Origin of the sequence: Variovorax sp. DXTD-1 (assembly GCF_003984625.1) — a bacterium.
Taxonomy (GTDB): domain Bacteria; phylum Pseudomonadota; class Gammaproteobacteria; order Burkholderiales; family Burkholderiaceae_C; genus Variovorax.
In genome coordinates, this window is record NZ_RWKH01000007.1 from 1 (window position 1) to 21,184 (window position 21,184).

The window sequence follows — 21,184 nt, forward strand, 5'->3', positions numbered from 1 at the left end:
CTGCTCTTCGGTGCGGGAAGACAAATCCTGGTTGCCCGCGGCAATCTGGCCCGAGGCGGTGGCGATGGCGTCGGTGCCGGTGCGCACGCCGCCGACCACGGTCGCCAGGCTCGTGTTCATGTTCTTCAGCGCCTGCATCAAGAGGCCCGTCTCGTCGGTGGACGACGATTCGATATGGCTCGTGAGGTCGCCGTCCGCCACGGTTTGCGCCACGCGCACCGCCTCGTTCAACGGGCGTGTGATGCTGCGGGTCAGGAGCCATGCCAGCACGGCGCCTAGCATCAGCGCAACCACGGCCAGCACGATCACGTTGGCGCGGCCTGCGCGGTTCAGGCCTTCCACGGCCTCCGCGGCCTTGTCGATCCGCTCCGCCTGGTGCGTCAGCATGCTGCGGATGCTCGCGTCGTACACGTCCAGCATCGGCACCAGCTTGTCATTGGTGAGCTGGGCTGCTTCGTCTTGCTTGCCCTCTGCCTTGAGCTTGAGGATGGTGTTGCGCAGGCCCACGTATTGGGTGCGCTTTTCCTTGATGTCGGCGCTGATCGCCTGCTCTTCCGGCGAATCGAGCATGGCCTCCAGCTTGGACTGCGTCTCGGAAATGCTCGCACTGGTCTTGCTCATGTGCTTTTGCAGGTATTCCTGCACTTGCGCATCGTTGCTCTTGACCAGCGCGAAGGTGCGCACGCTGTTGCTGCTGGTGTTCAGCAGCCAGTTCGCAGCCAGCCGCTCTTTCACGAGCGAGCGTTGCACCATCTCCTGCACAGCGTTGCCTACGCCTTGCAAACGGAACACACCGATGCCTGCAATGCAGGCCATGAGCGCCAGCACCAAAGCGAAACCAATGCCCAGCCGTGTGCCGATTTTCAGATTTTTCATTTCGGTTGCTCCGTTTGCGTCACGTCAGATGACTTTTTCGATCAAGCCCATCTCGTCGCTGGACATCAGCTTGTCGATGTCCACCAGGATCAGCATCCGTTCGTCCAGCGTGCCCAGGCCGATCAGGTAATCGGTGTCCAGGACCGCGCCCATCTCGGGCGCCGGCTTGATCTGCTCCGCGCTCAAGGTGATCACGTCCGACACGCTGTCCACCACCATGCCCACCACGCGGCCGCCGATGTTCAGAACGATCACCACCGTGAACTGGTCGTAGGTCGGCGCGCCCAGCTGGAACTTGATGCGCATATCGATGATCGGCACGATGATTCCGCGCAGGTTCACCACGCCCTTGATGTATTCGGGCGCATTGGCAATGCGCGTCACCGCGTCGTAGCCGCGCAGCTCCTGCACCTTCTGGATGTCGATTCCGTACTCTTCCTGGCCCAGCGTGAAGGTCACGACCTCCAGCCGGCTCGAAACGGCGGACGCCGCCGCGCCGCGGTGGTTTTGTGGGGGGGCGGTCATGATCTCTGTCATATAAATTCCTTCAGCTGAACTTCTGCATGATGCGAACGAGCTTCTGCCCGTACTGGGGATCGGTTGCGTAGCCGGCCTTCTGCAGGCCGTGCGCGGCTTCGGCCGGCGTGTCGGCCGCCAGCACGTTGGCGTAGCGCGGATTGCGCGTGATGAACTTGGCGTAGTCGGTAAAGGCTTCGTCGTACGAGGCGTAGGCCCTGAACTTGGCGCGAATACGCTGTGGTTCACCGTCCACGTATTCGGTGGTGGTGGTTTCCACCACCGGGCCCTTCCAGCTGCGGTCGGCCTTGATGCCGAACAGGTTGAAGCTCTGCGTGCCGTCGTCGGCGCGGATCTCCCGCTTGCCCCAGCCCGACTCCAGCGCGGCCTGCGCAAGAATGAGCGGCGCGGGGACGCCGCTGGCGGCGCTGGCCACCTGCGCGGAGCCGCCCATGCGCTGCACGAAACTGTCGACATTGCCTTGCAGCGATGCGACAGCGGCCGTGACCGGACGCTCGCTGTTGCGCTGGTAGATGCTCAGATCGACCGATGCGGCCGGCGCCCTTGCCGGCACCGGTGAAGGCGGCGCCGAGCCAATGGGAATGCCCGATTGCGGCGTGAGCGCCATCCCGGCGCGAGGCGCGAGCGACATGCCCTCGGCGCCGCCTTCGGATTCACCGCCCGACGCCGAAGCGCGGCTGAGTTGCGCGAGCATCGCCTCGGCCAGGCCGACGCCGCGGCCGGAGAGGTTCTGCGCAAGCTGCTGGTCGAGCATCGACAGGTAGACCTTCTCGTCGCGGTTCTCGAGCAGGCCGCTCGAAGGCGTGGCCTCGCGCATGCTCTTGAGCACCATGTTCATGAACAGCGCCTCGAACTGCCGCGAGACCTGCTTCAGGCCCTCTTCGGGCGAGCTGCGTACGGTGTGCCGCAATGCATCGACGCTCTGTACGTCGAGTGCAAGGCGCTGGTCCAGCGCGCCGCTGCTTCTGCTTTCCGTGATTGCCATGCCGGTACTCAGATGATTTCGAGCTCGGCGCGCAGCGCGCCGGCGGATTTCATGGCCTGCAGGATTGACACCAGATCCTGCGGATTGGCGCCCAGGCTGTTCAGGCCCTTGATCACGTCGGCCAGCGAGGCGCCGCCGCGCACCATCTGCAATGCGCCGCCACCCTGGTTGATCGAGATCTGCGAGGTCTGCCCGACCACGGTCTGACCGCCGGCGAAGGCGTTGGGCTGGCTCACCACGGGTTCGGTGTTGATGACCACGGACAGGTTGCCGTGCGCCACCGCGCAGTCGTTCACGCGAACCGCCTGGTTCATGACCACGGAGCCGGTGCGTGCGTTGACGACCACGCGCGCCACGGCCTGGGTCGGCGTGACCTCCAGGCTTTCGAGCTGCGCGAGAAAGCCGACGCGCTCCTGCGGCGCGGGGGCCTGCACATGGATCACGCGGGCATCGAGCGCCTGCGCGGTGCCGGGGCCGAACTGCCGGTTGATGGCATCGACCGCGCGCTGCACCGTGCCGAAATCGGATCGGTTGAGTTCGAGCGAGAACGTGCCTTCGCCGCCCACCGGCGCCTCGACGCCGCGCTCGACCAGCGCGCCGGCCGGAATGCGCCCCGAGCTGAGCTGGTTGATCTGCGCCTTGCTGCCGTTGGCCGATGCGCCGGCGCCGCCGACCACCATGTTGCCCTGGGCGATGGCATACACCTGCCCGTCGACGCCCTTGAGCGGCGTCATGAGCAGCGTGCCGCCGCGCAGGCTCTTGGCATTGCCCATGGACGACACCGTCACGTCGATGTTCTGCCCGGGCCGTGCGAACGATGGCAGCGTGGCCGTGACCATGACCGCCGCCACGTTCTTCAGCTGCATGTTCACGCCCTGCGGAATCGTGATGCCGAGTTGCTGCAGCATGTTGTTCAGGCTTTGCGTGGTGAACGGCGTCTGCATGGTCTGGTCGCCCGTGCCGTCCAGGCCCACCATCAGGCCGTACCCGATCAGCGGGTTGTCGCGCACGCCCTGGATGCTTGCCAGCTCTTTCAGCCGCTCGGCATGGGCGGGTGAATGCAGGGCCATGGCGCACAGCGCCAGCAGGCCGATACGGCGCACGGTATTGCAGATGTTTTTCATGGTGCTAGAACGGCATGACGTTGAGGAAGATGCGCTGCATCCAACCCATGTGCTGCGCTTCGTCGATGTAGCCCTTGGCCGTGTATTCGATGCGTGCGTCGGCCACCAGGGTGGACGGCACGGTGTTGTTGCCCGAGACCGTGCGCGGATTCACCACGCCCGAGAACCGGATGTATTCGGTACCCTGGTTGATGCCCATCTGCTTCTCGCCGCTGACAAGCAAGTTGCCGTTGCGCATCACGTCCACCACGGTGACCGTGATCACGCCGTTGAAGGTGTTGTTGGCGTTGGCGCCACCCTTGGCATCGAGCTTGTTGCCGCCGGACAGCTTGGCGTCCTGGCCATCGAGCAGCGAGCCCAGCAGCTTGGGAATGCCACCGGCAAAGTCGGCGGCCAGGCTGCCGGTGCGGCTCGCGGTTGCGCCGGAGTTCTTGCTGGCATTGACCCGCTCGCTGATGACGATGGTCAGGATGTCGCCGACGTTGCGCGGCCTGCGGTCCTCGAACAGCGCACTGCCGCCGGGGCCCTCCTGGAAGATCGCGCCGTTCGCACGCCGCGGCGCAGAAGCCATGTTCTCGGCCCGCGCCGTCATCGGCTGGTGCACCAGCGGCTCTCGCGGAACCTGCGCGCAGCCCGAGGCCAGCACGGCGACCACTGCCAACAAGAGGCTCTGCACCCTTCCAGGAACACCGCGGAACCGGCTTTGCCGGGCCGCTGGTGTTGCCCCCGGTGAGGGGGTTGGCGAAGCGACACGAAGTGCGCGAAGACTGGGGGAGGTCATAGCTGCGCCAGGCGCTGCAGCATCTGGTCAGAGGTCTGGACCGCCTTGCTGTTGATCTCGTAGGCACGCTGGGTGGCGATCATGTTCACGAGCTCTTCGACCACGTTGACGTTCGACGCCTCGACGTAGCCCTGGCTCAGGATGCCGGCGCCATCGATGCCGGGGTTCACCTGGTTCGGTGCGCCCGATGCGTCGGTTTCGGCATAGAGGTTCTCGCCCTTGCTCTGCAGGCCGGCGGGGTTCAGGAACGTGGCCAACTGCAGTTGCCCGACCTGCACCGTGTTGGTGGAGCCGGCCTGCGTGATCGACACGATGCCGTCGCGGCCCACCGTGAGGCTGGTGGCGTTGGCAGGCAGCGTGATGGCCGGCTGCACCGGAAAGCCGCTGGCCGTGACCAGTTGGCCGTCGCGGTCGGTCTGGAAGGAACCGTCGCGCGTGTACGAGGTGGTGCCGTCGGGCATCAGCACCTGGAAGAAGCCGCCGCCGTTGATGGCAACGTCCGTCGGCTTGTCGGTCTTGGTGAGATTGCCCTGCGAGTGGATGCGCTCGGTGGCAACCACATGCACGCCGGTGCCAACCTGCAGGCCCGAAGGCAGGCGGGTCTGGTCCGAAGTCTGGCCGCCGACCTGGCGCAGGTTCTGGTACATCAGGTCCTCGAACACGGCACGGCTTCGCTTGAAGCCCGTGGTGCCGACGTTGGCGAGGTTGTTCGACACCACGTCGAGTTGGGTCTGTTGTGCATCGAGACCGGTCTTGGCGATGTAGAGCGAGCGCATCATGGTGAAAATTCCTTGGGAGTTATGTAGGGCGCAGGCTTCAGCCGTACGCCAGCAGCTTGTTGGCCGACTGCGCGTTGTCGTCCGCGGTGCGCATCGACTTCATCTGCATTTCGAAGCTGCGGGCGTTGGCGATCATGGCCACCATGGCCTCGACGCCGTTGACGTTGCTGCCCTCGACGGCACCGGTGGTCACCGTGACGGCGGCATCGGCTTCGGCGGGCGGCAGGCCCTCGCGCATGCGAAAGAGGCCGTCGGCACCGCGCACGAGATCGGCGGTGGGCGGGTTGACCAGCTTCAGCCGGCCCACCTCGGCAATGCCGATGGCCGGGTCGCCGGCCCCGCGCGCCGTGACAAGGCCGTTGGCGGCAATGGATACCGCGGAGCCGGGCGGCACCACGAGTGCGCCGGCATCGCCGAGCACTGCGCGCCCGCCCATGGTGGTGAGCTGGCCTTCGGCGTTCACCTGCAGGTTGCCCACGCGGGTGTAGGCTTCGCCGCCGTCAGGCGTCTGCACCACGAGCCAGCCGTCGCCGTGCACCGCGACATCGAGCGCGCGGCCGGTTTCGGTCAGCGGACCATGGCTGAAGTCGGCACCCGGCGTGGTGGCCACCACGTAGGAGCGTGTCGACGCTTCCGGGCCGCCGTCGGTTACCGGCACTGCGCGAAAGCTGTTGATCTGCGCGCGGAATCCGGGCGTGGAGGCGTTCGCCATGTTGTTGGCGACGGAGGCTTGCTGCTCCATCGCCTGCTTGGCGCCGCTCATCGCGACATACAGCATGCGGTCCATAAGCTGCTCAGCGGATGTTGATCAGCGTCTGGACGACCTGGTCTTGCGTCTTCACCGTCTGCGCGTTGGCCTGGTAGCTGCGCTGCGCAACGATGAGGTTGACGAGCTCGGAGGTCAGGTCGACGTTGGAGGCTTCCAGCGCGCCCGAGGCGAGCGAGCCCTGCTTGGTGCCGGCGCCCGGCGTGCCGGTAAGCGGCTGGCCCGAGGCCAGCGTTTCGGCCCAGACGTTCTCGCCCTTGGGCTCCAGGCCGTTGGGGTTGGCGAACGAGGTCAGCACGACCTGGCCCATCAGCGTGGTCTGTTCGTTGGAGAACTTGCCGGTGATGGTGCCGTCGGGGTTGATGGAGAACGAGGTCAGCGTGCCGGAGGTGTAGCCGTCCTGCTTGAGCGCGTTGATTTCGTTGGCATTGCCGAACTGCGTGGTGCCCGACAGGTCCACCGTGGCGTTGAGCGGCACCGAGCCATTGCCGAAGTTCATCGCCGGCAGGGTGATCGAGCCGCCGGCGGGCGTGAGCAGGTTGCCGTTGCCGTCGAAGGTCATCGTGGAGATCGGCGCGCCGCCGTTGAGCGCCGCGCCATCTGCGGCGCCGTACACGTCCCAGGCATTGGCGCCGGTCTTCACGAAGAAGACGCCGAGTTCATGCGGGCTGCCGAGCGAGTCGAAGATCGGCCCGAGCGCGTTCGAATAGTTGAACGTGTCCGAATCGGTGGGAGAGAACGGCGTCTTGGTGGGCACCGTGCCGCGCATGTCCAGGTTGAAGCGGGCTTCGATGGCGGTGGTGGCCTTGGGGTTCATGGCCGTGGTCTGGACCTGCAGCGGGCCCGGCGTGCCGCCGTCGAGGCCGCCCGTGGCGGAAACGCCATAGCCGGTGAGGCGCAGGCCGGCGGCATTGACGATGAAGCCGTCCTTGTCGCGCGTGAACTGGCCATTGCGCGAATACATCACCTCGCCGCTCGGGCTGCTGAGCCGGAAGAAGCCGTCGCCGTTGAGGATCGCCACGTCGAGCGGCCGGCTGCTGGTTTGCACCGAGCCCTGAGTGAAGTTCTGCACGATGCCCGACACCGCAACGCCGAGGCCGACGCGCGAGCCCGCATACACGTCCTGGAACGTTGCCGCGCCCGACTTGAAGCCGACGGTGTTGGAGTTGGCAATGTTGTTGCCGATGACGTCCAGGTTGGCGGCGGCTGCGGACAAGCCGCTGATACCTTGGGAAAAGCCCATGATCGAATCCTTGTTTCAGTGCGAGGAAGAAATGGAAGCGGCTCGCGGCGCCAGGGCCGCTGCCAATGAAAAACACATGCGGGAGGTACTCAGAGGAACATGCGCACATCGGCCAGGCCGATGCTGTTGCCCGACATCAGCTCGAGCGTGATGCCGTCGGCGCTTTGCTTGACTGCCGCCACTTGCGAGAAGACCAGCGAGGTGGCTTTCACGTCGGTGCCGTTGTTGCTGGCCGAAACCGTGAAGGTGTACGAACCGGGCGCTGCCACGGTGCCGTCGTCGGCCTTGCCGTCCCAGCTCAAGGGGTTGACGCCTTCGGTCATCGAGCCGAGCGACATGGTGCGCACCGTGTGGCCTGCGGCATTGACGATCTTCACTTCGACCTCGCCGGCCGTGCCGGGCAGCTGCACCGCAAAGGGCACGGCCGCCGGCTCTTCGCCGGCCTTCGGTTCGGTGGTGCCGATGGTGTTGCCGGGCGACAGCACGTTGTAGCCAATGAGGGATGCCGCCTGCAGCACCTGGTTGGCACCGGTCTGGTTCACCAGGCCGTTCAGCGCCGTGTTGAGCCGCTCAATGCCGCTCACGGTGCTCATCTGCGCGAGCTGGGAGGTGAGCTCGGCGTTCTCCATCGGGTTGAGCGGGTCCTGGTTGTTCAGCTGCGTCACCAGCAGCTTCAGGAAGCGCTGTTCGCTGTCCACCTCGGAGGTATTGCCCGCGCTCGATGCGGCGGTGGCTGCGTTGAGCCCGGAGATGGAGGAAGTGTCGGAAATGGCCATGGCTTGTTGTGTGGGTGTACGGGGGTTACTGGCCGATGCTCAGCGTCTTGACCATGAGGGTCTTGGCGGTGTTCAGCACCTCGACGTTGGCCTGGTAGTTGCGCGAGGCGGAGATCATGTTGGTCATCTCCTCGACCACGTTGACGTTGGGCATCGACACGTAGCCTTCGGGGTTCGCATGCGGGTTCTTCGGGTCGAAGACCATCTTCAGCGGCGAGGCGTCTTCAACGACGCGCGCAACCCTGACGCCGCCGATGTCCTGCTGGCCGGAACCGGAAGAGGCCACTTCGAACACGACCTGCTTGGCGCGGTAGGGCTTGCCGTCGGGGCCGGCCACGCTTTCGGCGTTGGCGAGGTTGCTCGCCGTCACGTTCATGCGCTGCGACTGCGCGGACATGGCGGAGCCCGCCACGCTGAAGATGTTCATGGATGCGCTGGGATGCGGCATGCGTTGCTCTCCTGTGCTTATTGCGCCGCGGCGAGCAGCGACTTGATCTTGGCGCTGACCACCGTGAGGTTGGCCTCGTAGCGCAGCGCGTTGTCGGCGAAGTTGATGCGCTCGGCATCCATCTCGACGGTGTTGCCGTCGATGCTGGACTGGCTCGGCACGCGGTACAGCAGGTCGCCATCGGGCATCGAAGACGACGCCTGGGCCTGGATGTGGCGGGGCGACGTGGCGGCCATCTGCACCGACTGCGACGCGCGGCCGTGCTCGACGGCCTGCGTCAGGCGGCTTGCGAAGTCGAAGTCACGCGCCTTGTAGTTGGGCGTGTCGGCGTGTGCGATGTTGGCGGCCAGCACTTCCTGGCGCTGTGTCCGAAGATTGAGTGCTTCGCGGTTGAAGCGCAGTGCCGCATCCAGCTTGTCGATCATGTGTTTCCATCATTTGTGGCATCGCGTCCCTGGCGGGCATGGCGACTGATGGAAAGCGAGTCTATGCATGCACTGCTTTCGCAATGGGCCGAACAAAGGGGCATTTGGGGTGCACTTCGAATCTTCGGATCGGGTGCGTCTTCCTAGAATTGCCAGGCACCCATGATGGAAAAACCCCACTCCCACAAGCGCCTCCTGAAGATCGTGCTGCCAGCCTTGGCGGCAGGATTCGCGGTGGCCACGTCCGTTGCCGCGGCGCCACTTGAAGGCGACGCGCGCGCCGCCGTGGACAAGTTGCTGCAGGCGCAAACCGCCGGGTTGCCGGGCAAGGTCGGCATCCGCGTGGAGGCGCCGGGCTCGGGCCCGCTGCCGCCGTGCGATGCGCTCGAGGCTTTTCTGCCGCGCGGCGCCGCGGCCTGGGGCCGCGTGTCGGTCGGCCTGCGCTGCCATTCGGACCAGAAGCCGTGGACGCGCTACGTGCTGGCCCACGTCGCGGTCGAAGGGCGCTACTTCGTCGCGTTGCGGAACATCGAAACCGGGAAGGCACTGGGCGCGGGCGACTTTGCCGCGCGCAACGGCGATCTCACCGCCCTGCCCCGCTCCGTCGTCACGGACGCCGCGGAGCTCGAAGGCGTGGTGGCGGCCAACCGCATCGCATCGGGGGCGCCGCTGCGGCGCGAACTGGTGCGCGGCGTGTCCGTGATCCAGCAGGGCCAGACGGTCAAGGTTGTTGCCGAAGGCCCCGGCTACAGTGTCAGTACCGAAGCCCGGGCGATGACCAGCGCCGGGGCGGGCTCCACAGTGCGGGCCAAGACCCTGGACGGCCGCCTGGTCAGCGGCGTGGCCGACGAGGAAGGCCAGATCCGGCTGACGCAGTAGCCGAATTCACCGCGCAATGCGCCAAGCCCTAAAGTTTTGGCCCGACCTGCCGATACACAAGGCAGCCCTTTGAGGAACCATCTTGAAAATCGATCCATCCGCCCCCTCGGCCACCCTGCTCACCCGAACCAGCAAGGGTGCATCGTCATCGCCAGCCAGCGGCACCGAGGCCGTCCAGGGCGGCAAGGACGTGGTGCAGCTCTCGTCGGGCCAGGTGCATTCGCTGCCCGACGCGCCCAATGCCGACTTCGACGCAGCGCGCGTGGCGGCCATCCGCGAGGACATCCGGGCCGGGCGCTATGAAATCCATCCCGAGCGGATCGCCCGCGGCCTGCTGAGCAGCGTGCGCGAACTGCTGTACGAAAACGGCAAGCTGTGAGCACCATGCTGGTTCACCTGCTGGCGGAGAAATCCTGCGTCGAGGAATTCCTGGCCCTGCTCGACCAGGAAGCGGACGCCATGAAGAACGGCCGCTTCGCGGAGCTGCCCCCGCTGACCGAACGCAAGACGGGCCTGCTCGACCGCATGGCGGCACTCGACCAGGCCCGCGAGTCGGCCCAGGTGGCGCGCGGATTCGATCCTGGCCGCGCAGGCGCCGATGCGGCCGCGGCCGCCGACGGCGAAGCGTCGCTCGCCGCATGGACGGCACTGGTCGAACTTGCGGAGCAAGCCAGGGCGGACAACCGCCGCAACGGTTCGATGGTGTACAGCCAACTGGATTTCACGCAAAACGCGTTGCACTACCTGCAGGCCAGCGCCCAGCCCTTCTACGGACCCGACGGCATCCGCAAACCCGCAAGCGGCACCGGGACCCGGCTGGCGGTCGGCTAAACAGCGAACGCCAAGGAACGGGACCTCAGCCCTTGCAGGGTTTGCCCGACTTGGGCGCTTCGAACAACTCCGAAAAGAACGACGGGTCCACCTCGCCGGGCGGATTCGCCGGCGGGCTCGGAGGGCTCGACTCTCCGGGCGCAAGCTCCTGGAAATCCGACGACGCGAAGTGCGGCGGAACATAGACGCCGTGCTCGTCGCGCCTGACCAGGCCGCGGCGTTCCAGGTCCCGCATCGTCTTGTTGACCTGCATCCTGGAAAGCCCTGAATAAGAAGCGATGACCGACTGGGTGATGCGCTTGTCGTAGCCGCCGCCGGTACCCGGGGCCAGCACCGTGAGCTCATGCAGGATGCGGCTGATGAGCCGTTCGGACGAGGCCGAGGAAATCTGCCGGATCTGCCTGCGCAGCACCGTGGTGCGCTTCATCACCACTTCGAGCAGCCCCATCGTCACGGCCGGGTGCCGCTCGCACAGGGCGCGCAGCTCCAGCGTGGGCACCAGGTAAAGGGAGGTGGGCAGTGCCGCGATCAGCATGGCGCCGGGCTGGTAGCGCTCCTCGATGGGGGCGGCATTCAGGAAGAGATCGTCCTGGCGGATGAAGTCGGTGGTGACATCGCCGCTGTCCTCGCTTCCTTGCACCACCACCCGCAGCAGGCCTGTGGCAACGCAGTACACACGGTCGGTCCAGTCATCCGCACCCAGCACGACCTCGTTTCGGCGGTAGGAACGAAGTTCGATGCGCTGGACAAACGCTGCCCGTTCTTCCTGGGGAACGCTGGCAATAAGTGGATGCAAATACATCTATACCGTCCGTGGGCCGTCTTGCCAATGCATGCTCAAGCCAGTTTGCCCAAAATCATTCTCAAGTGTGAAAAATTACCATTTCAATTAATATATTAACCTAAGTAACATCTTGACACGCGGCGCGTGAAAATTGTTTCTCTGCTGACCTATTTCCCCCAACTTTTTGCGACCATCCACTGACTTGTAGCGCAGGCCACGACAAGCGCCGCGTAGGTAAGCATCGCGCCATCGCGACCAGAAAGGACCAGTCCACCCAGGAGCGCCAGCACCCCCACGCCGAAATTAACTGCGCCCTGGATCCACCAGGCCGGCGCACCCGCCGCCCGGCGGCCGAAAACCCGGCCCGCCAGCGCGCACAGGAAACCGACGGCCAGGGCGGGCGCTACAAAGTTGAGCAGGTGGTTGAGTAGATCCAGCAGGGACATGGAGCGGGGAAAGTGAAGGGAGGTGTCGAGGCTGTCGAGGCGAGGACCGCCAGATAAAGCCAAGGGCGCCAGTGGCGCCCTTTCGTGTTGATGGCTCTGCGACAAACCCCTCGGCAGCCGTGCAGCTCCTGCTGATTTTATAATCAGGAGATATGTCAGTCTGGACCCTCGGGTTGAACCACACGACCGCGCCGCTCGATCTGCGCGGTCGTTTTGCGTTCGCGCTCGATCAGCTGGCACCCACGCTGCAGAGTCTGCGCAGTTCGTTCGCCTCCGGACGCCATCCGCAGGTCGAGGCCGCGATCATCTCGACGTGCAACCGCACCGAGATCTATTGCGCCGCCGAGCACGCCGCGCTCGACCACACGGTCGGCTGGCTGGCTGAAAACGGCGGCGTGGCACCGGCGCTGCTGCGCTCACACTCCTACACGCTGCACGACGACGAGGCCGCCCGCCATGCCTTCCGCGTAGCCAGCGGGCTCGACTCCATGGTGCTGGGCGAAGCCCAGATCCTTGGGCAGATGAAAGACGCCGTCCGCGCGGCAGAAACCGCCGGCGCACTCGGCAGCACGCTCAACCAGCTGTTCCAGCGTTCTTTCGCGGTGGCGAAAGAAGTGCGTACCGCCACCGAAATCGGCGCGCATTCCATCAGCATGGCGGCCGCCGCGGTCCGGCTGGCGGGCCAGCTCTTCGAAGACCTGCACCAGACGCGCGTGCTGTTCGTGGGCGCCGGCGAAATGATCGACCTGGCCGCGACGCACTTCGCCGCCAAGGACCCGAAGTCGATCGCCATTGCCAACCGCACGCTGGAACGCGGCGAAAAGCTGGCCTCGCGCTTCGGCGGCGAGGCCATGCGGCTGGCCGACCTGCCGGCGCGGCTTGCGGAGTTCGACATCGTGGTGAGCTGCACCGCGAGCACGCTGCCGATCATCGGCCTGGGCGCCGTGGAGCGCGCGCTCAAGGCCCGCAAGCACCGCCCGATGTTCATGGTCGACCTGGCGGTGCCGCGCGACATCGAGCCCGAGGTAAAGGCGCTCGAGGACATCTATCTCTACACCGTGGACGATCTCGCCCAGGTGGTGCAGCAGGGCCAGGCCAACCGGCAGGCGGCGGTGGCGCAGGCCGAGGTCATCATCGACGCCGGCGTGCAAAGCTTCATGCACTGGCTGCGCCAGCGCGGCACGGTGCCGCTCATTCAACAGCTCAACGCGCAGACCGACGAGTGGCGCGCCGCCGAGATGGCCCGCGCGCGCAAGCTGCTGGCCAAGGGTGAATCGGTCGATGCGGTGCTCGAAGCCATGTCGCGCGGGCTCACGCAGAAGATGCTGCACGGCGCGCTGGCCGAACTGCACGCGGGCGACGCGGCTTCGCGCGAGCAGACGGCCCAGACGATTTCGCGGCTCTTCCTGCGCAAAGAGCGTTAGCGACGCTTGCCGCCGCCGGCCCGGCCTGGTTGCCGCGGCCATCCCGCGCCTTGCCGCCGCGAGCCGCGCTCTCTCTCTCCTTCTTTTCGGCCCTTTTTCGACGTGAAACCTTTTCTGCGCCATCAACTCGAGCGCTACGCGCAGCGCCTCGGCGAACTCGACTTTCTGCTGTCGCGCGAGGACATCATGAGCGACATGGCGCAGTACCGGACCATCTCGCGCGAGCATGCCGAAATCACGCAGATCGCGGGCCGCTACGAACGCTACAAGCAGCGCGAGGCCGACATTGCCGGCGCACGCGAAATGCTCGACGACCCCGACATGGCCGAGATGGCGCAAGAAGAAATCGCGGGTGCCGAGGCCGAGCTGACGCAGCTCGAGGAAGAACTGCAGCGCCTGCTGCTGCCCAAGGACCCGGACGATGCGCGCAACGCGTTCCTCGAAATTCGCGCGGGCACGGGCGGCGACGAATCGGCCCTGTTCGCGGGCGACCTGCTGCGCATGTACACGCGCTATTGCGAACGCGCCGGCTGGCGCTGCGAGGTGGTGAGCGAAAGCGAGAGCGAGCTCGGCGGCTACAAGGAAGTGGTGATCCGCATCGTCGGCGACGACGTGTTCGGGCACCTGCGCTTCGAGTCGGGCGGCCACCGCGTGCAGCGTGTGCCGGCCACCGAAACCCAAGGCCGCATCCATACCAGCGCCTGCACGGTGGCCGTGCTGGCCGAGCCCGACGAAACCGTGGCGGTGCAGATCAACCCGGCCGACCTGCGCATCGACACCTACCGGGCGAGCGGCGCCGGCGGCCAGCACATCAACAAGACCGATTCGGCCGTCCGCATCACGCACATTCCCACCGGCATCGTGGCCGAGTGCCAGGACGACCGCAGCCAGCACCGCAACAAGGCCAAGGCGCTGCAGGTGCTTTCCGCGCGCATCCAGGAGAAGGAGCGCAGCGAGCGCGCCGCCAAGGACGCGGCGATGCGCAAGGGGCTGATCGGCAGCGGCGACCGCTCGGACCGCATTCGCACCTACAACTTTCCGCAGGGCCGGCTCACGGACCACCGCATCAATCTCACGCTCTACAAGCTGCTGGCGATCATGGAGGGCGACCTCGGCGACGTGCTGGACGCCCTGCGCGCCGCGCGCGAGGCCGAGCAGCTGGCCGAGCTCGAATCGAGCCTGCCGGCGTGACGATGAAGACTGCCACCACGCCTTCCACCGTGGCGCAGGCGCTGGCTGCGGCGGTGGCGCTGGGCATCGACAGGCTCGATGCCCAGTTGCTGCTGCTGCATGCGCTGGGCCGCGCCCCGCACGACCGCGCGTGGCTGCTGGCGCACGGCACCGATGCGATGTCCGATGCGGCGTGGTCCACGCTCTCGGAACGGCTGTCGCGCCGGCGGAAGGGCGAGCCGGTGGCTTACCTGCTCGGCGAAAAGGAATTTCACGGCCTTTCACTGCAAGTGGACGCGCGGGTGCTGGTGCCGCGCCCCGACACCGAAACGCTGGTCGAGTGGGCCCTGGAATGCCTCGAGGGCCGTGATGCGCCGCGCGTGCTCGACCTGGGCACCGGCAGCGGAGCCATCGCACTGGCGCTGCAGCATGCGCGGCCGGACGCGCAGGTCGACGCGGTCGATGCCAGCGCCGATGCGCTGGCCGTGGCACAGGCCAATGCGCAGCGCCTTGGCCTGCCGGTGCGCTTCCGCCAGGCCCATTGGCTGGACGGCGCGGCTCACGGCTACGCGGTCATCGCCAGCAATCCGCCTTACATCGCAATCGACGACCCGCATCTGCCCGCGCTGCGGCACGAGCCTCCGGCCGCGCTGGTTGCGGGGGCCGACGGGCTCGACGACATCCGCCAGATCGTGCAGAACGCGCCCTCACACCTCGCAGAAGGCGGCTGGCTGCTGCTGGAACACGGCCATGACCAAGCCGCCGTAGTGCGCCAGTTGCTGGAAACACGCGGTTTCGCGGAAGTTCAAAGCCGCGATGACCTTGCCGGCATCGCGCGCTGTTCCGGCGGAATTTGGCGCCCGGTGAAATAATCCCCTCAAGCCCACTTTTTCAGGAGTCCCCATGTCCGACGCTCAACAACGCATCGACGATCTCGTCAAGACCAACGACCTCGTGCTCTTCATGAAGGGCAACGCGAGCTTTCCGATGTGCGGCTTTTCGGGCCGTGCCATCCAGATCCTCAAGGCGGTCGGCGTCGACACCAAGACGCTCAAGACCGTCAACGTGCTCGAAGACGACGGCATCCGCCAGGGCATCAAGGAATACAGCAACTGGCCGACGATTCCCCAGCTCTACGTGAAGGGCGAATTCGTGGGCGGCTCGGACATCATGATGGAGATGTACGAGTCGGGCGAGCTGCAGCAAGTGCTGGGCGGCAGCAACCCCGCCTGATTCGTCTTTCGGGCCCTCATGAGCCACGACCACGACGGTCACTCGCGCGATGGCGCTCCGGCGCCGGCGTGGAAGCACGACGGCGTGCGCGTGGTCGCGGCCAACCAGCTCGACGTCAACACGGCCCAGACGCCCGGCATGAACCGGGCGGCAGCCATCAACTTTGCCCGTGTCGGTGCGCAGAAGCTGTGGGCCGGCACCGTCACCATCCACGCAGACGCCAAGACCGGCGCCCATCACCACGGTCATCTTGAATCGGTGATCTATGTCGTGCGCGGCCGCGCGCGCATGCGCTGGGGTGAAAAACTCGAGTTCACGGCCGAAGCCGGACCGGGCGACTTCATCTACGTGCCGCCCTACGTGCCGCACCAGGAAATCAACGCCAGCGCGACCGAGCCGCTCGAGTGCGTGCTGTGCCGCAGCGACGGCGAGGCGGTGGCCGTCAATCTCGACATCGAGCCGGTCGAAAAACCGGAATCGGTGCTCTGGGTCGATCCAACGCACCCCAACGGCGGCGTCTAGGCTTTACGGCAGCGGGGCAAGCCCGGTTCCGCGGCAGTCGCCGGAATGGGCGCCATGTCATGGCACCATGGCACTCTTCGAAGTGCCACCATGACCCTGACCCAAAGCCTGCTCATCATCGTCTTTCTGATCGCGATGAGCGCATTCTTCTCACTTGCCGAGATCACTCTTGCCGCCTCGCGGCGCCTGCGCCTGCGCCAGATGGCCGACGAAGGCGACGCCCGGGCCGAGCGCGTGCTGCGCGTGCAGGAGCAGCCGGGCCACTACTTCACGGTGGTGCAGATCGGCCTCAACGCGGTGGCCATCCTCGGCGGCGTGGTGGGTGAGGGCTCGCTCAGTCCGTACTTCGCGCGCTTCTTCGAGAACTGGATGAGTGTGGAAGCCTCTGCGAACGTGGCTTTCCTGTGTTCGTTCGTGATCGTCATTGCGGTGTTCCTGGTTTTTGCCGACCTGTTCCCCAAGCGGCTCGGAATGAGCAACCCGGAGCACATCGCCGTGCGCATGGTCGGACCGATGCTGCTGCTGATCACGGCGTTCAAGCCGCTGGTTTGGCTGTTCACGCGTTCGACCGACATGCTCTTCAAGGTGCTGGGCATGCCGCTCGTGCGCGACGACAAGATCACCTCGGCCGATATCCTGGCCATGACCGAGGCCGGCGCGCGCGCGGGCGTGCTCGCGGTGCGAGAGCAGCAGGTGATCGCCAATGTGTTCGAGCTGGACACGCGCCTGGTCAGCAGCGTGATGACGGTGCGGGACAACATCGCCTGGTTTCTGCACGACGATCCGGAGTCAGTGCTGCGGGCGCGCATCGTGGCCGAGCCTTTCTCGGCCTACCCGGTGTGCGACGGCGACATCGACCACGTGCTCGGGTACGTCGACGCGAAGGACATGTTCCAGCGCGTGCTGAGCGGGCAGCCGCTGGCCTTCGACAAGGGGCTGCCGCTGCACAAGGCGCTGGTCGTTCCCGACCGGCTGTCGCTCACCGAAGTGCTCGAGCAGTTCCAGCAGGCGCATGAAGACTTCGCGATCATCGTCAACGAGTACAGCCTGGTGGTGGGCGTGATCACTCTCAACGACGTGATGAGCACGGTGATGGGCGACCTGGTGTCGCTGCCGGACGAAGAGCAGATCGTGAAGCGCGACGAGAATTCGTGGCTGATCGACGGCGTGACGCCGATCCAGGATGTGCAGCGCGCCTTGCACATCGACGAACTGCCCCATTCGGACGAATACGAAACCCTGGCGGGCTTCCTGATGGTGATGCTGCGCCGCGTGCCCAAGCGCACCGACAGCGTGAGCTGGGGCGGCTACACCTTCGAGGTGATGGACGTCGACAGCTACCGCATCGACCAGGTGATGGTCACACGCACTTAGCTCGCCCCCGTCTTCGCGCAGGATCAGGCGGCTGCGCGGTCTCTCTCCACGAAGGTCCAGAGGCGCTGGTTGGCAAACACGGCGTTCGGATACGGCGACTTGCCGCGGCTGCCGTTGTAGCGGCCGAGGGTCATGTACAGGTCGCCCTTCTCGCGGTCGAGGTAGTGGCGCAGGATGACGCAGCCGAAGCGCAGGTTGGTCTGCATGTGGAACAGCTTGGCGGGGTCGCTGTCGCCGATCACGCGGGTCCAGAACGGCATGACCTGCATGTAGCCCCGCGCACCGGCGCTGGACACCGCGAACTTGCGGAAGTTGCTTTCGACCTGGATGAGCCCGAGCACCAGGCTCACGTCGAGGCCCGAGCGCTTGGCTTCATACCAGACGGTCTGGAGAAACTCCTTGCGCGTGGGCCAGTCGGCAATCTTCTTCTTGAGGCGCTCGCTCATTTCGCCGAGCCAGCGCAGGTAGTTCAAGCGGGCTTCGGTGCTCGAAAACTCGGGAACCGGCGGCGCCTTGTTGTGGATGGCCGAACTCAGCGCGGTGCGCACCGAGTCGATCAGCGGCTCTTCGATCTGCGCGCCGGCATGGGCGGCCTGCGGCAGCGACAGCGCCGCCACGGCGCCCGCTGCAGCGGCGGCGCCCAGGCACTGGCGTCGCGAGAGACCGCCCTCCACGCTCATTTGGCGAGCTTGCCGATGATGAATTCGGCGATGCCGGCGGCCGGCACCTTGGTGGCCGCGGTGTCGCGGCGATGCTGGTATTCGAGCTGGCCTTCCTTGAGGCCGCGGTCCGAAATGACCACGCGGTGCGGCACGCCGATCAGCTCCCAGTCGGCGAACATCGCGCCCGGGCGTTCGCCTCGGTCGTCGAGCAGCACGTCGACGCCGGCTGCGAGCAGTTGCTCGTAGAGCGCCTCGGCGGCCACCTTGACCTCGGGGCTGCGGTCCATGCCGATGGGGCAGACCACCACGGTGAACGGCGCCAGCGCGTCCGGCCAGATGATGCCGCGCTCGTCGTGGTTCTGTTCGATGGCGGCGGCGGGCAGGCGCGTGATGCCGATGCCGTAGCAGCCCATCTCGAGAAACTGCGGCTTGCCGGCTTCGTCGAGGTAGGTGGCGTTCATGTCCTTGCTGTACTTGGTGCCGAGCACGAAGACGTGGCCGACCTCGATGCCGCGCTCGATGGCCAGCACGCCCTTGCCGTCGGGCGAGGGGTCGCCGGCCACCACGTTGCGCAGGTCGGCCACCAGCTCGGGCTCGGGCAGGTCGCGGCCCCAGTTGACGCCGGTCATGTGGAAGTCGATTTCGTTGGCGCCGGTGATCCAGTCGGCCATGACGGCGACTTCGCGGTCCGCCACGAGCTTGACCGGCTTCTTGAGATTCAGCGGGCCGAGGTATCCAGGCTTGCAGCCGAAGTGGTCGTCGATCTCGGCCAGGGTCGCGAAGCGGAAGCCCTTGTCCAGGCCCGGCACCTTGCTGACCTTGATCTCGTTCATGTCGTGGTCGCCGCGCAAAAGCAGCAGCCACACCTGCGAGCCCTTCAGGTTGCCGGCCTCATCGACGATGTCGGTTGCTAGTACCAGCGACTTGACGGTGGTCGAGAGCGGCACGCCGAGCAGCTCGGCCACATCGGCGCAGGTGCTCTTGCCGGGGGTGGGCGTTTTCTCGAGCGCCTTGGCTGCCGCGGGGCGCGGGCCGGCCGGGGGCAACGCCTCGGCCTTTTCCATGTTGGCGGCGTAATTGCTCTCGGGGCAATAGACGATGGCGTCTTCGCCGGTGGCGGCAATCACCTGGAACTCTTCGCTCAGGTCGCCGCCGATGGCGCCGCTGTCGGCCGCCACGGCACGGTAGCGCAGGCCAAAGCGGTCGAAGATGCGGCGATACGCATCGGCCATGACCTGGTAGCTGGCCTTGGCGGCATCCAGGTCGCGGTCGAAGCTGTAGGCGTCCTTCATGATGAACTCGCGCCCACGCATGAGGCCGAAGCGTGGACGGCGCTCGTCGCGGAACTTGGTCTGGATCTGGTAGAAATTCTTCGGCAGCTGCTTGTAGCTGCGGATTTCCTGGCGCGCGATATCGGTCACCACTTCTTCGCTGGTCGGCTGGATCACGAAGTCGCGGTCATGCCGGTCCTTGATGCGCAGCAGCTCGGGCCCCATCTTCTCGAAGCGGCCGGTCTCTTGCCAGAACTCGGCCGGTTGCACCACGGGCATGGTGAGCTCGACGGCACCGGCGCGGTTCATTTCCTCGCGCACGATGGCCTCGACCTTGCGGATCACACGCAGGCCCATGGGCATGTAGGTATAGATGCCGGTGCCGAGCTTCTTGATCATGCCGGCGCGCATCATGAGCCGATGGCTCGCGACTTCGGCGTCGGCCGGCGCTTCCTTGAGGGTGGAGACAAAAAATCGGGAAGCTTTCATCGGGATCGCGCTGGTGGATTCAAAGTCGTAGGGAAAACAGGCGCCGGGAGAGACCTCCGGGAACCCGTGAGCCTCGAACTGGCCGCTTGCCGAGCGCAACCCGGCATGCATAATCGACTCAGTTCAAAAATTGGGGTTTGATTATGCTCGACCGGGACGGCTTCAGGCCCAACGTCGGCATCATCCTGCTCAACCAGAGAAACCAGGTTTTCTGGGGCAAACGCATACGCACGCATTCCTGGCAGTTTCCGCAAGGCGGCATAGACCGCGGGGAAAGTCCCGAACAAGCCATGTTCCGGGAACTGCACGAGGAAGTCGGGCTCCATCCGGAGCACGTGCGCATCGTGGCCCGTACCCGTGACTGGTTGCGCTACGAGGTGCCGGATCGGTTCATTCGCCGTGACGCACGGGGCCACTACAAGGGCCAGAAGCAAATCTGGTATTTGCTGCAATTGATCGGTCACGACTGGGACTTGAACCTGCGCGCGACCGACCATCCCGAGTTCGACGCCTGGCGATGGCACGATTACTGGGTGCCGCTCGATGTGGTCGTCGAATTCAAACGCGGCGTCTACGAGATGGCACTGACCGAGCTCGCTCGCTACCTGCCGCGGCAGGATTTCCGCAACCGTTTTCTGCGCAGCAACGTGCGAGCCCGCGAGTTCGAGCGCCACACGCCAGACGGCGGCGCGCCCGCGGGTCTGGACCTGCCGCCCGGCGGCAGTTTCGATCCGCATCCCGACATTCCTTCAGTGAGCGATGAACCTTCTTCTCCCGACAACAAAGCGCCTTTCCTTCCGTCGCAACGCTGAACGCGCCCTGCTTCTCCTGTGCGTGGCCGTACTTGCCGGATGCGCATCGGGCAAGCACGACACCGACAACCCAGACTGGGCGCAGTCCGGCATGCCGCCGCCGCCCAAGCGGACCGAGGCGGACACCGAGTGGGCGGAAACCACGGCACCGCCGCCGCCCGCATTCAGCGAGAGCCGTCTGCTGCCGATCGAGATGCCTCCCTACATGACGCTGAAGTTCGGCGTCGATCCGAACACCATCGCCATCACGCCGGACGGCATCGTGCGCTACGTGGTGGTGGCACAGAACCGCAACGGCGGAGGCGCCAACGCCTTTTACGAAGGCGTGCGCTGTTCGACCGCGGAGATGAAGAGCTATGCCCGCTACAACAACGGGACCTGGCAGGAAACCAAGACGCCCGAATGGAAGCGCATCGACGACCTGAACTCGCGCTACGCCAAGGCGCTGTCAGTCCAGGCGCTGTGCCGCGGCAATGCACCGCGCAATTCGGTCGGGGACATGGTGCGAAACCTGCGCAATCCGGTTCGCGAAGTCCAGTGAAACAGT

Annotated in this window: 26 protein-coding genes; 11 read left to right on the forward strand and 15 right to left on the reverse strand. The window is 65.8% G+C overall.

Features of this window, described 5'->3' with window-relative positions:
• From EJI00_RS08045 to flgB, 11 genes are all read right to left on the reverse strand, one after another.
• The coding region (locus EJI00_RS08045; protein WP_126746953.1) for an MCP four helix bundle domain-containing protein at window positions 1-876 on the reverse strand (876 nt) is incomplete at its 3' end.
• Window positions 877-900: 24 nt separating this feature from the next.
• A complete protein-coding gene (locus EJI00_RS08050; RefSeq protein ID WP_126746954.1) occupies window positions 901-1,401 on the reverse strand; it encodes a chemotaxis protein CheW in 501 nt (166 codons plus the stop codon).
• Between the two features lie 22 nt (window positions 1,402-1,423).
• Window positions 1,424-2,398, reverse strand: a complete 975-nt coding sequence (gene flgJ, locus EJI00_RS08055; RefSeq protein ID WP_126746955.1) for a flagellar assembly peptidoglycan hydrolase FlgJ — start codon at window positions 2,396-2,398, stop codon at window positions 1,424-1,426.
• A gap of 8 nt (window positions 2,399-2,406) precedes the next feature.
• On the reverse strand, window positions 2,407-3,522 hold the full coding sequence (locus EJI00_RS08060; RefSeq protein WP_126746956.1) for a flagellar basal body P-ring protein FlgI: 1,116 nt from the start codon (window positions 3,520-3,522) through the stop codon (window positions 2,407-2,409).
• A 4-nt stretch (window positions 3,523-3,526) separates the two neighbouring features.
• Window positions 3,527-4,186 (reverse strand): flagellar basal body L-ring protein FlgH, encoded by a 660-nt coding sequence (locus tag EJI00_RS08065; protein WP_312846478.1) that lies wholly within the window; start codon window positions 4,184-4,186, stop codon window positions 3,527-3,529.
• 113 nt (window positions 4,187-4,299) lie between these two features.
• Window positions 4,300-5,082, reverse strand: coding sequence for a flagellar basal-body rod protein FlgG (flgG, locus tag EJI00_RS08070; RefSeq protein WP_126746958.1), 783 nt, complete (start codon window positions 5,080-5,082; stop codon window positions 4,300-4,302).
• A 37-nt stretch (window positions 5,083-5,119) separates the two neighbouring features.
• Complete coding sequence (locus EJI00_RS08075) at window positions 5,120-5,869, reverse strand: flagellar basal body rod protein FlgF (protein WP_126746959.1); 750 nt, start codon at window positions 5,867-5,869, stop codon at window positions 5,120-5,122.
• Window positions 5,870-5,876: 7 nt separating this feature from the next.
• The gene (gene flgE, locus EJI00_RS08080; RefSeq protein WP_126746960.1) at window positions 5,877-7,091 is read right to left on the reverse strand and encodes a flagellar hook protein FlgE; all 1,215 of its coding nucleotides are present in this window, start codon (window positions 7,089-7,091) and stop codon (window positions 5,877-5,879) included.
• Between the two features lie 89 nt (window positions 7,092-7,180).
• Window positions 7,181-7,867 carry a flagellar hook assembly protein FlgD gene (locus EJI00_RS08085; RefSeq protein ID WP_126746961.1) on the reverse strand — a complete coding sequence of 229 codons (687 nt, stop codon included), beginning with the start codon at window positions 7,865-7,867 and terminating at the stop codon, window positions 7,181-7,183.
• A 25-nt stretch (window positions 7,868-7,892) separates the two neighbouring features.
• Window positions 7,893-8,294, reverse strand: a complete 402-nt coding sequence (flgC, locus tag EJI00_RS08090) for a flagellar basal body rod protein FlgC (protein WP_185868096.1) — start codon at window positions 8,292-8,294, stop codon at window positions 7,893-7,895.
• 38 nt (window positions 8,295-8,332) lie between these two features.
• A complete protein-coding gene (gene flgB, locus EJI00_RS08095; protein WP_126746963.1) occupies window positions 8,333-8,740 on the reverse strand; it encodes a flagellar basal body rod protein FlgB in 408 nt (135 codons plus the stop codon).
• A gap of 162 nt (window positions 8,741-8,902) precedes the next feature.
• Between flgB and flgA the strand changes: the two genes are divergently transcribed.
• From flgA to EJI00_RS08110, 3 genes are all read left to right on the forward strand, one after another.
• Window positions 8,903-9,619, forward strand: a complete 717-nt coding sequence (gene flgA / locus EJI00_RS08100; RefSeq protein ID WP_260590531.1) for a flagellar basal body P-ring formation chaperone FlgA — start codon at window positions 8,903-8,905, stop codon at window positions 9,617-9,619.
• 82 nt (window positions 9,620-9,701) lie between these two features.
• Window positions 9,702-9,998 carry a flagellar biosynthesis anti-sigma factor FlgM gene (gene flgM, locus EJI00_RS08105; protein ID WP_126746964.1) on the forward strand — a complete coding sequence of 99 codons (297 nt, stop codon included), beginning with the start codon at window positions 9,702-9,704 and terminating at the stop codon, window positions 9,996-9,998.
• A 5-nt stretch (window positions 9,999-10,003) separates the two neighbouring features.
• Complete coding sequence (locus EJI00_RS08110; protein ID WP_126746965.1) at window positions 10,004-10,450, forward strand: flagella synthesis protein FlgN; 447 nt, start codon at window positions 10,004-10,006, stop codon at window positions 10,448-10,450.
• A 25-nt stretch (window positions 10,451-10,475) separates the two neighbouring features.
• On the opposite strand, the gene EJI00_RS08115 is transcribed toward EJI00_RS08110, so the two are convergent.
• On the reverse strand, window positions 10,476-11,252 hold the full coding sequence (locus EJI00_RS08115; protein ID WP_126746966.1) for a Crp/Fnr family transcriptional regulator: 777 nt from the start codon (window positions 11,250-11,252) through the stop codon (window positions 10,476-10,478).
• Between the two features lie 149 nt (window positions 11,253-11,401).
• Window positions 11,402-11,680: a hypothetical protein gene (locus EJI00_RS08120; RefSeq protein ID WP_126746967.1), complete on the reverse strand. Its 279-nt coding sequence runs from the start codon at window positions 11,678-11,680 to the stop codon at window positions 11,402-11,404.
• 152 nt (window positions 11,681-11,832) lie between these two features.
• Between EJI00_RS08120 and hemA the strand changes: the two genes are divergently transcribed.
• From hemA to EJI00_RS08150, 6 genes are all read left to right on the forward strand, one after another.
• Entirely contained in the window at window positions 11,833-13,104 is a 1,272-nt protein-coding gene (hemA, locus tag EJI00_RS08125; protein ID WP_126746968.1) for a glutamyl-tRNA reductase, read from the forward strand.
• 102 nt (window positions 13,105-13,206) lie between these two features.
• On the forward strand, window positions 13,207-14,295 hold the full coding sequence (gene prfA, locus EJI00_RS08130; protein WP_126746969.1) for a peptide chain release factor 1: 1,089 nt from the start codon (window positions 13,207-13,209) through the stop codon (window positions 14,293-14,295).
• 2 nt (window positions 14,296-14,297) lie between these two features.
• A complete protein-coding gene (prmC, locus tag EJI00_RS08135) occupies window positions 14,298-15,146 on the forward strand; it encodes a peptide chain release factor N(5)-glutamine methyltransferase (protein WP_126747148.1) in 849 nt (282 codons plus the stop codon).
• Window positions 15,147-15,177: 31 nt separating this feature from the next.
• Complete coding sequence (grxD, locus tag EJI00_RS08140; protein ID WP_124960760.1) at window positions 15,178-15,507, forward strand: Grx4 family monothiol glutaredoxin; 330 nt, start codon at window positions 15,178-15,180, stop codon at window positions 15,505-15,507.
• A gap of 18 nt (window positions 15,508-15,525) precedes the next feature.
• Entirely contained in the window at window positions 15,526-16,029 is a 504-nt protein-coding gene (locus EJI00_RS08145; RefSeq protein WP_126746970.1) for a cupin domain-containing protein, read from the forward strand.
• A gap of 90 nt (window positions 16,030-16,119) precedes the next feature.
• The gene (locus tag EJI00_RS08150; protein WP_126746971.1) at window positions 16,120-17,403 is read left to right on the forward strand and encodes a hemolysin family protein; all 1,284 of its coding nucleotides are present in this window, start codon (window positions 16,120-16,122) and stop codon (window positions 17,401-17,403) included.
• Window positions 17,404-17,426: 23 nt separating this feature from the next.
• Here EJI00_RS08150 and EJI00_RS08155 read toward each other — a convergent pair whose 3' ends face one another.
• Both EJI00_RS08155 and EJI00_RS08160 read right to left on the reverse strand, forming a co-directional pair.
• Window positions 17,427-18,083 carry a lytic transglycosylase domain-containing protein gene (locus tag EJI00_RS08155; RefSeq protein WP_126746972.1) on the reverse strand — a complete coding sequence of 219 codons (657 nt, stop codon included), beginning with the start codon at window positions 18,081-18,083 and terminating at the stop codon, window positions 17,427-17,429.
• The gene (locus EJI00_RS08160) at window positions 18,080-19,825 is read right to left on the reverse strand and encodes a proline--tRNA ligase (RefSeq protein ID WP_126746973.1); all 1,746 of its coding nucleotides are present in this window, start codon (window positions 19,823-19,825) and stop codon (window positions 18,080-18,082) included. Before EJI00_RS08160 ends, EJI00_RS08155 begins: the two co-directional genes overlap by 4 nt.
• Before the next feature lie 143 nt (window positions 19,826-19,968).
• On the opposite strand from EJI00_RS08160, the gene EJI00_RS08165 reads away from it, so the two are divergent.
• A complete protein-coding gene (locus EJI00_RS08165; protein ID WP_126747149.1) occupies window positions 19,969-20,637 on the forward strand; it encodes an RNA pyrophosphohydrolase in 669 nt (222 codons plus the stop codon).
• A gap of 22 nt (window positions 20,638-20,659) precedes the next feature.
• The gene (locus EJI00_RS08170) at window positions 20,660-21,178 is read left to right on the forward strand and encodes a CNP1-like family protein (RefSeq protein WP_260590534.1); all 519 of its coding nucleotides are present in this window, start codon (window positions 20,660-20,662) and stop codon (window positions 21,176-21,178) included.
• The last annotated feature ends 6 nt before the right edge of the window (window positions 21,179-21,184 follow it).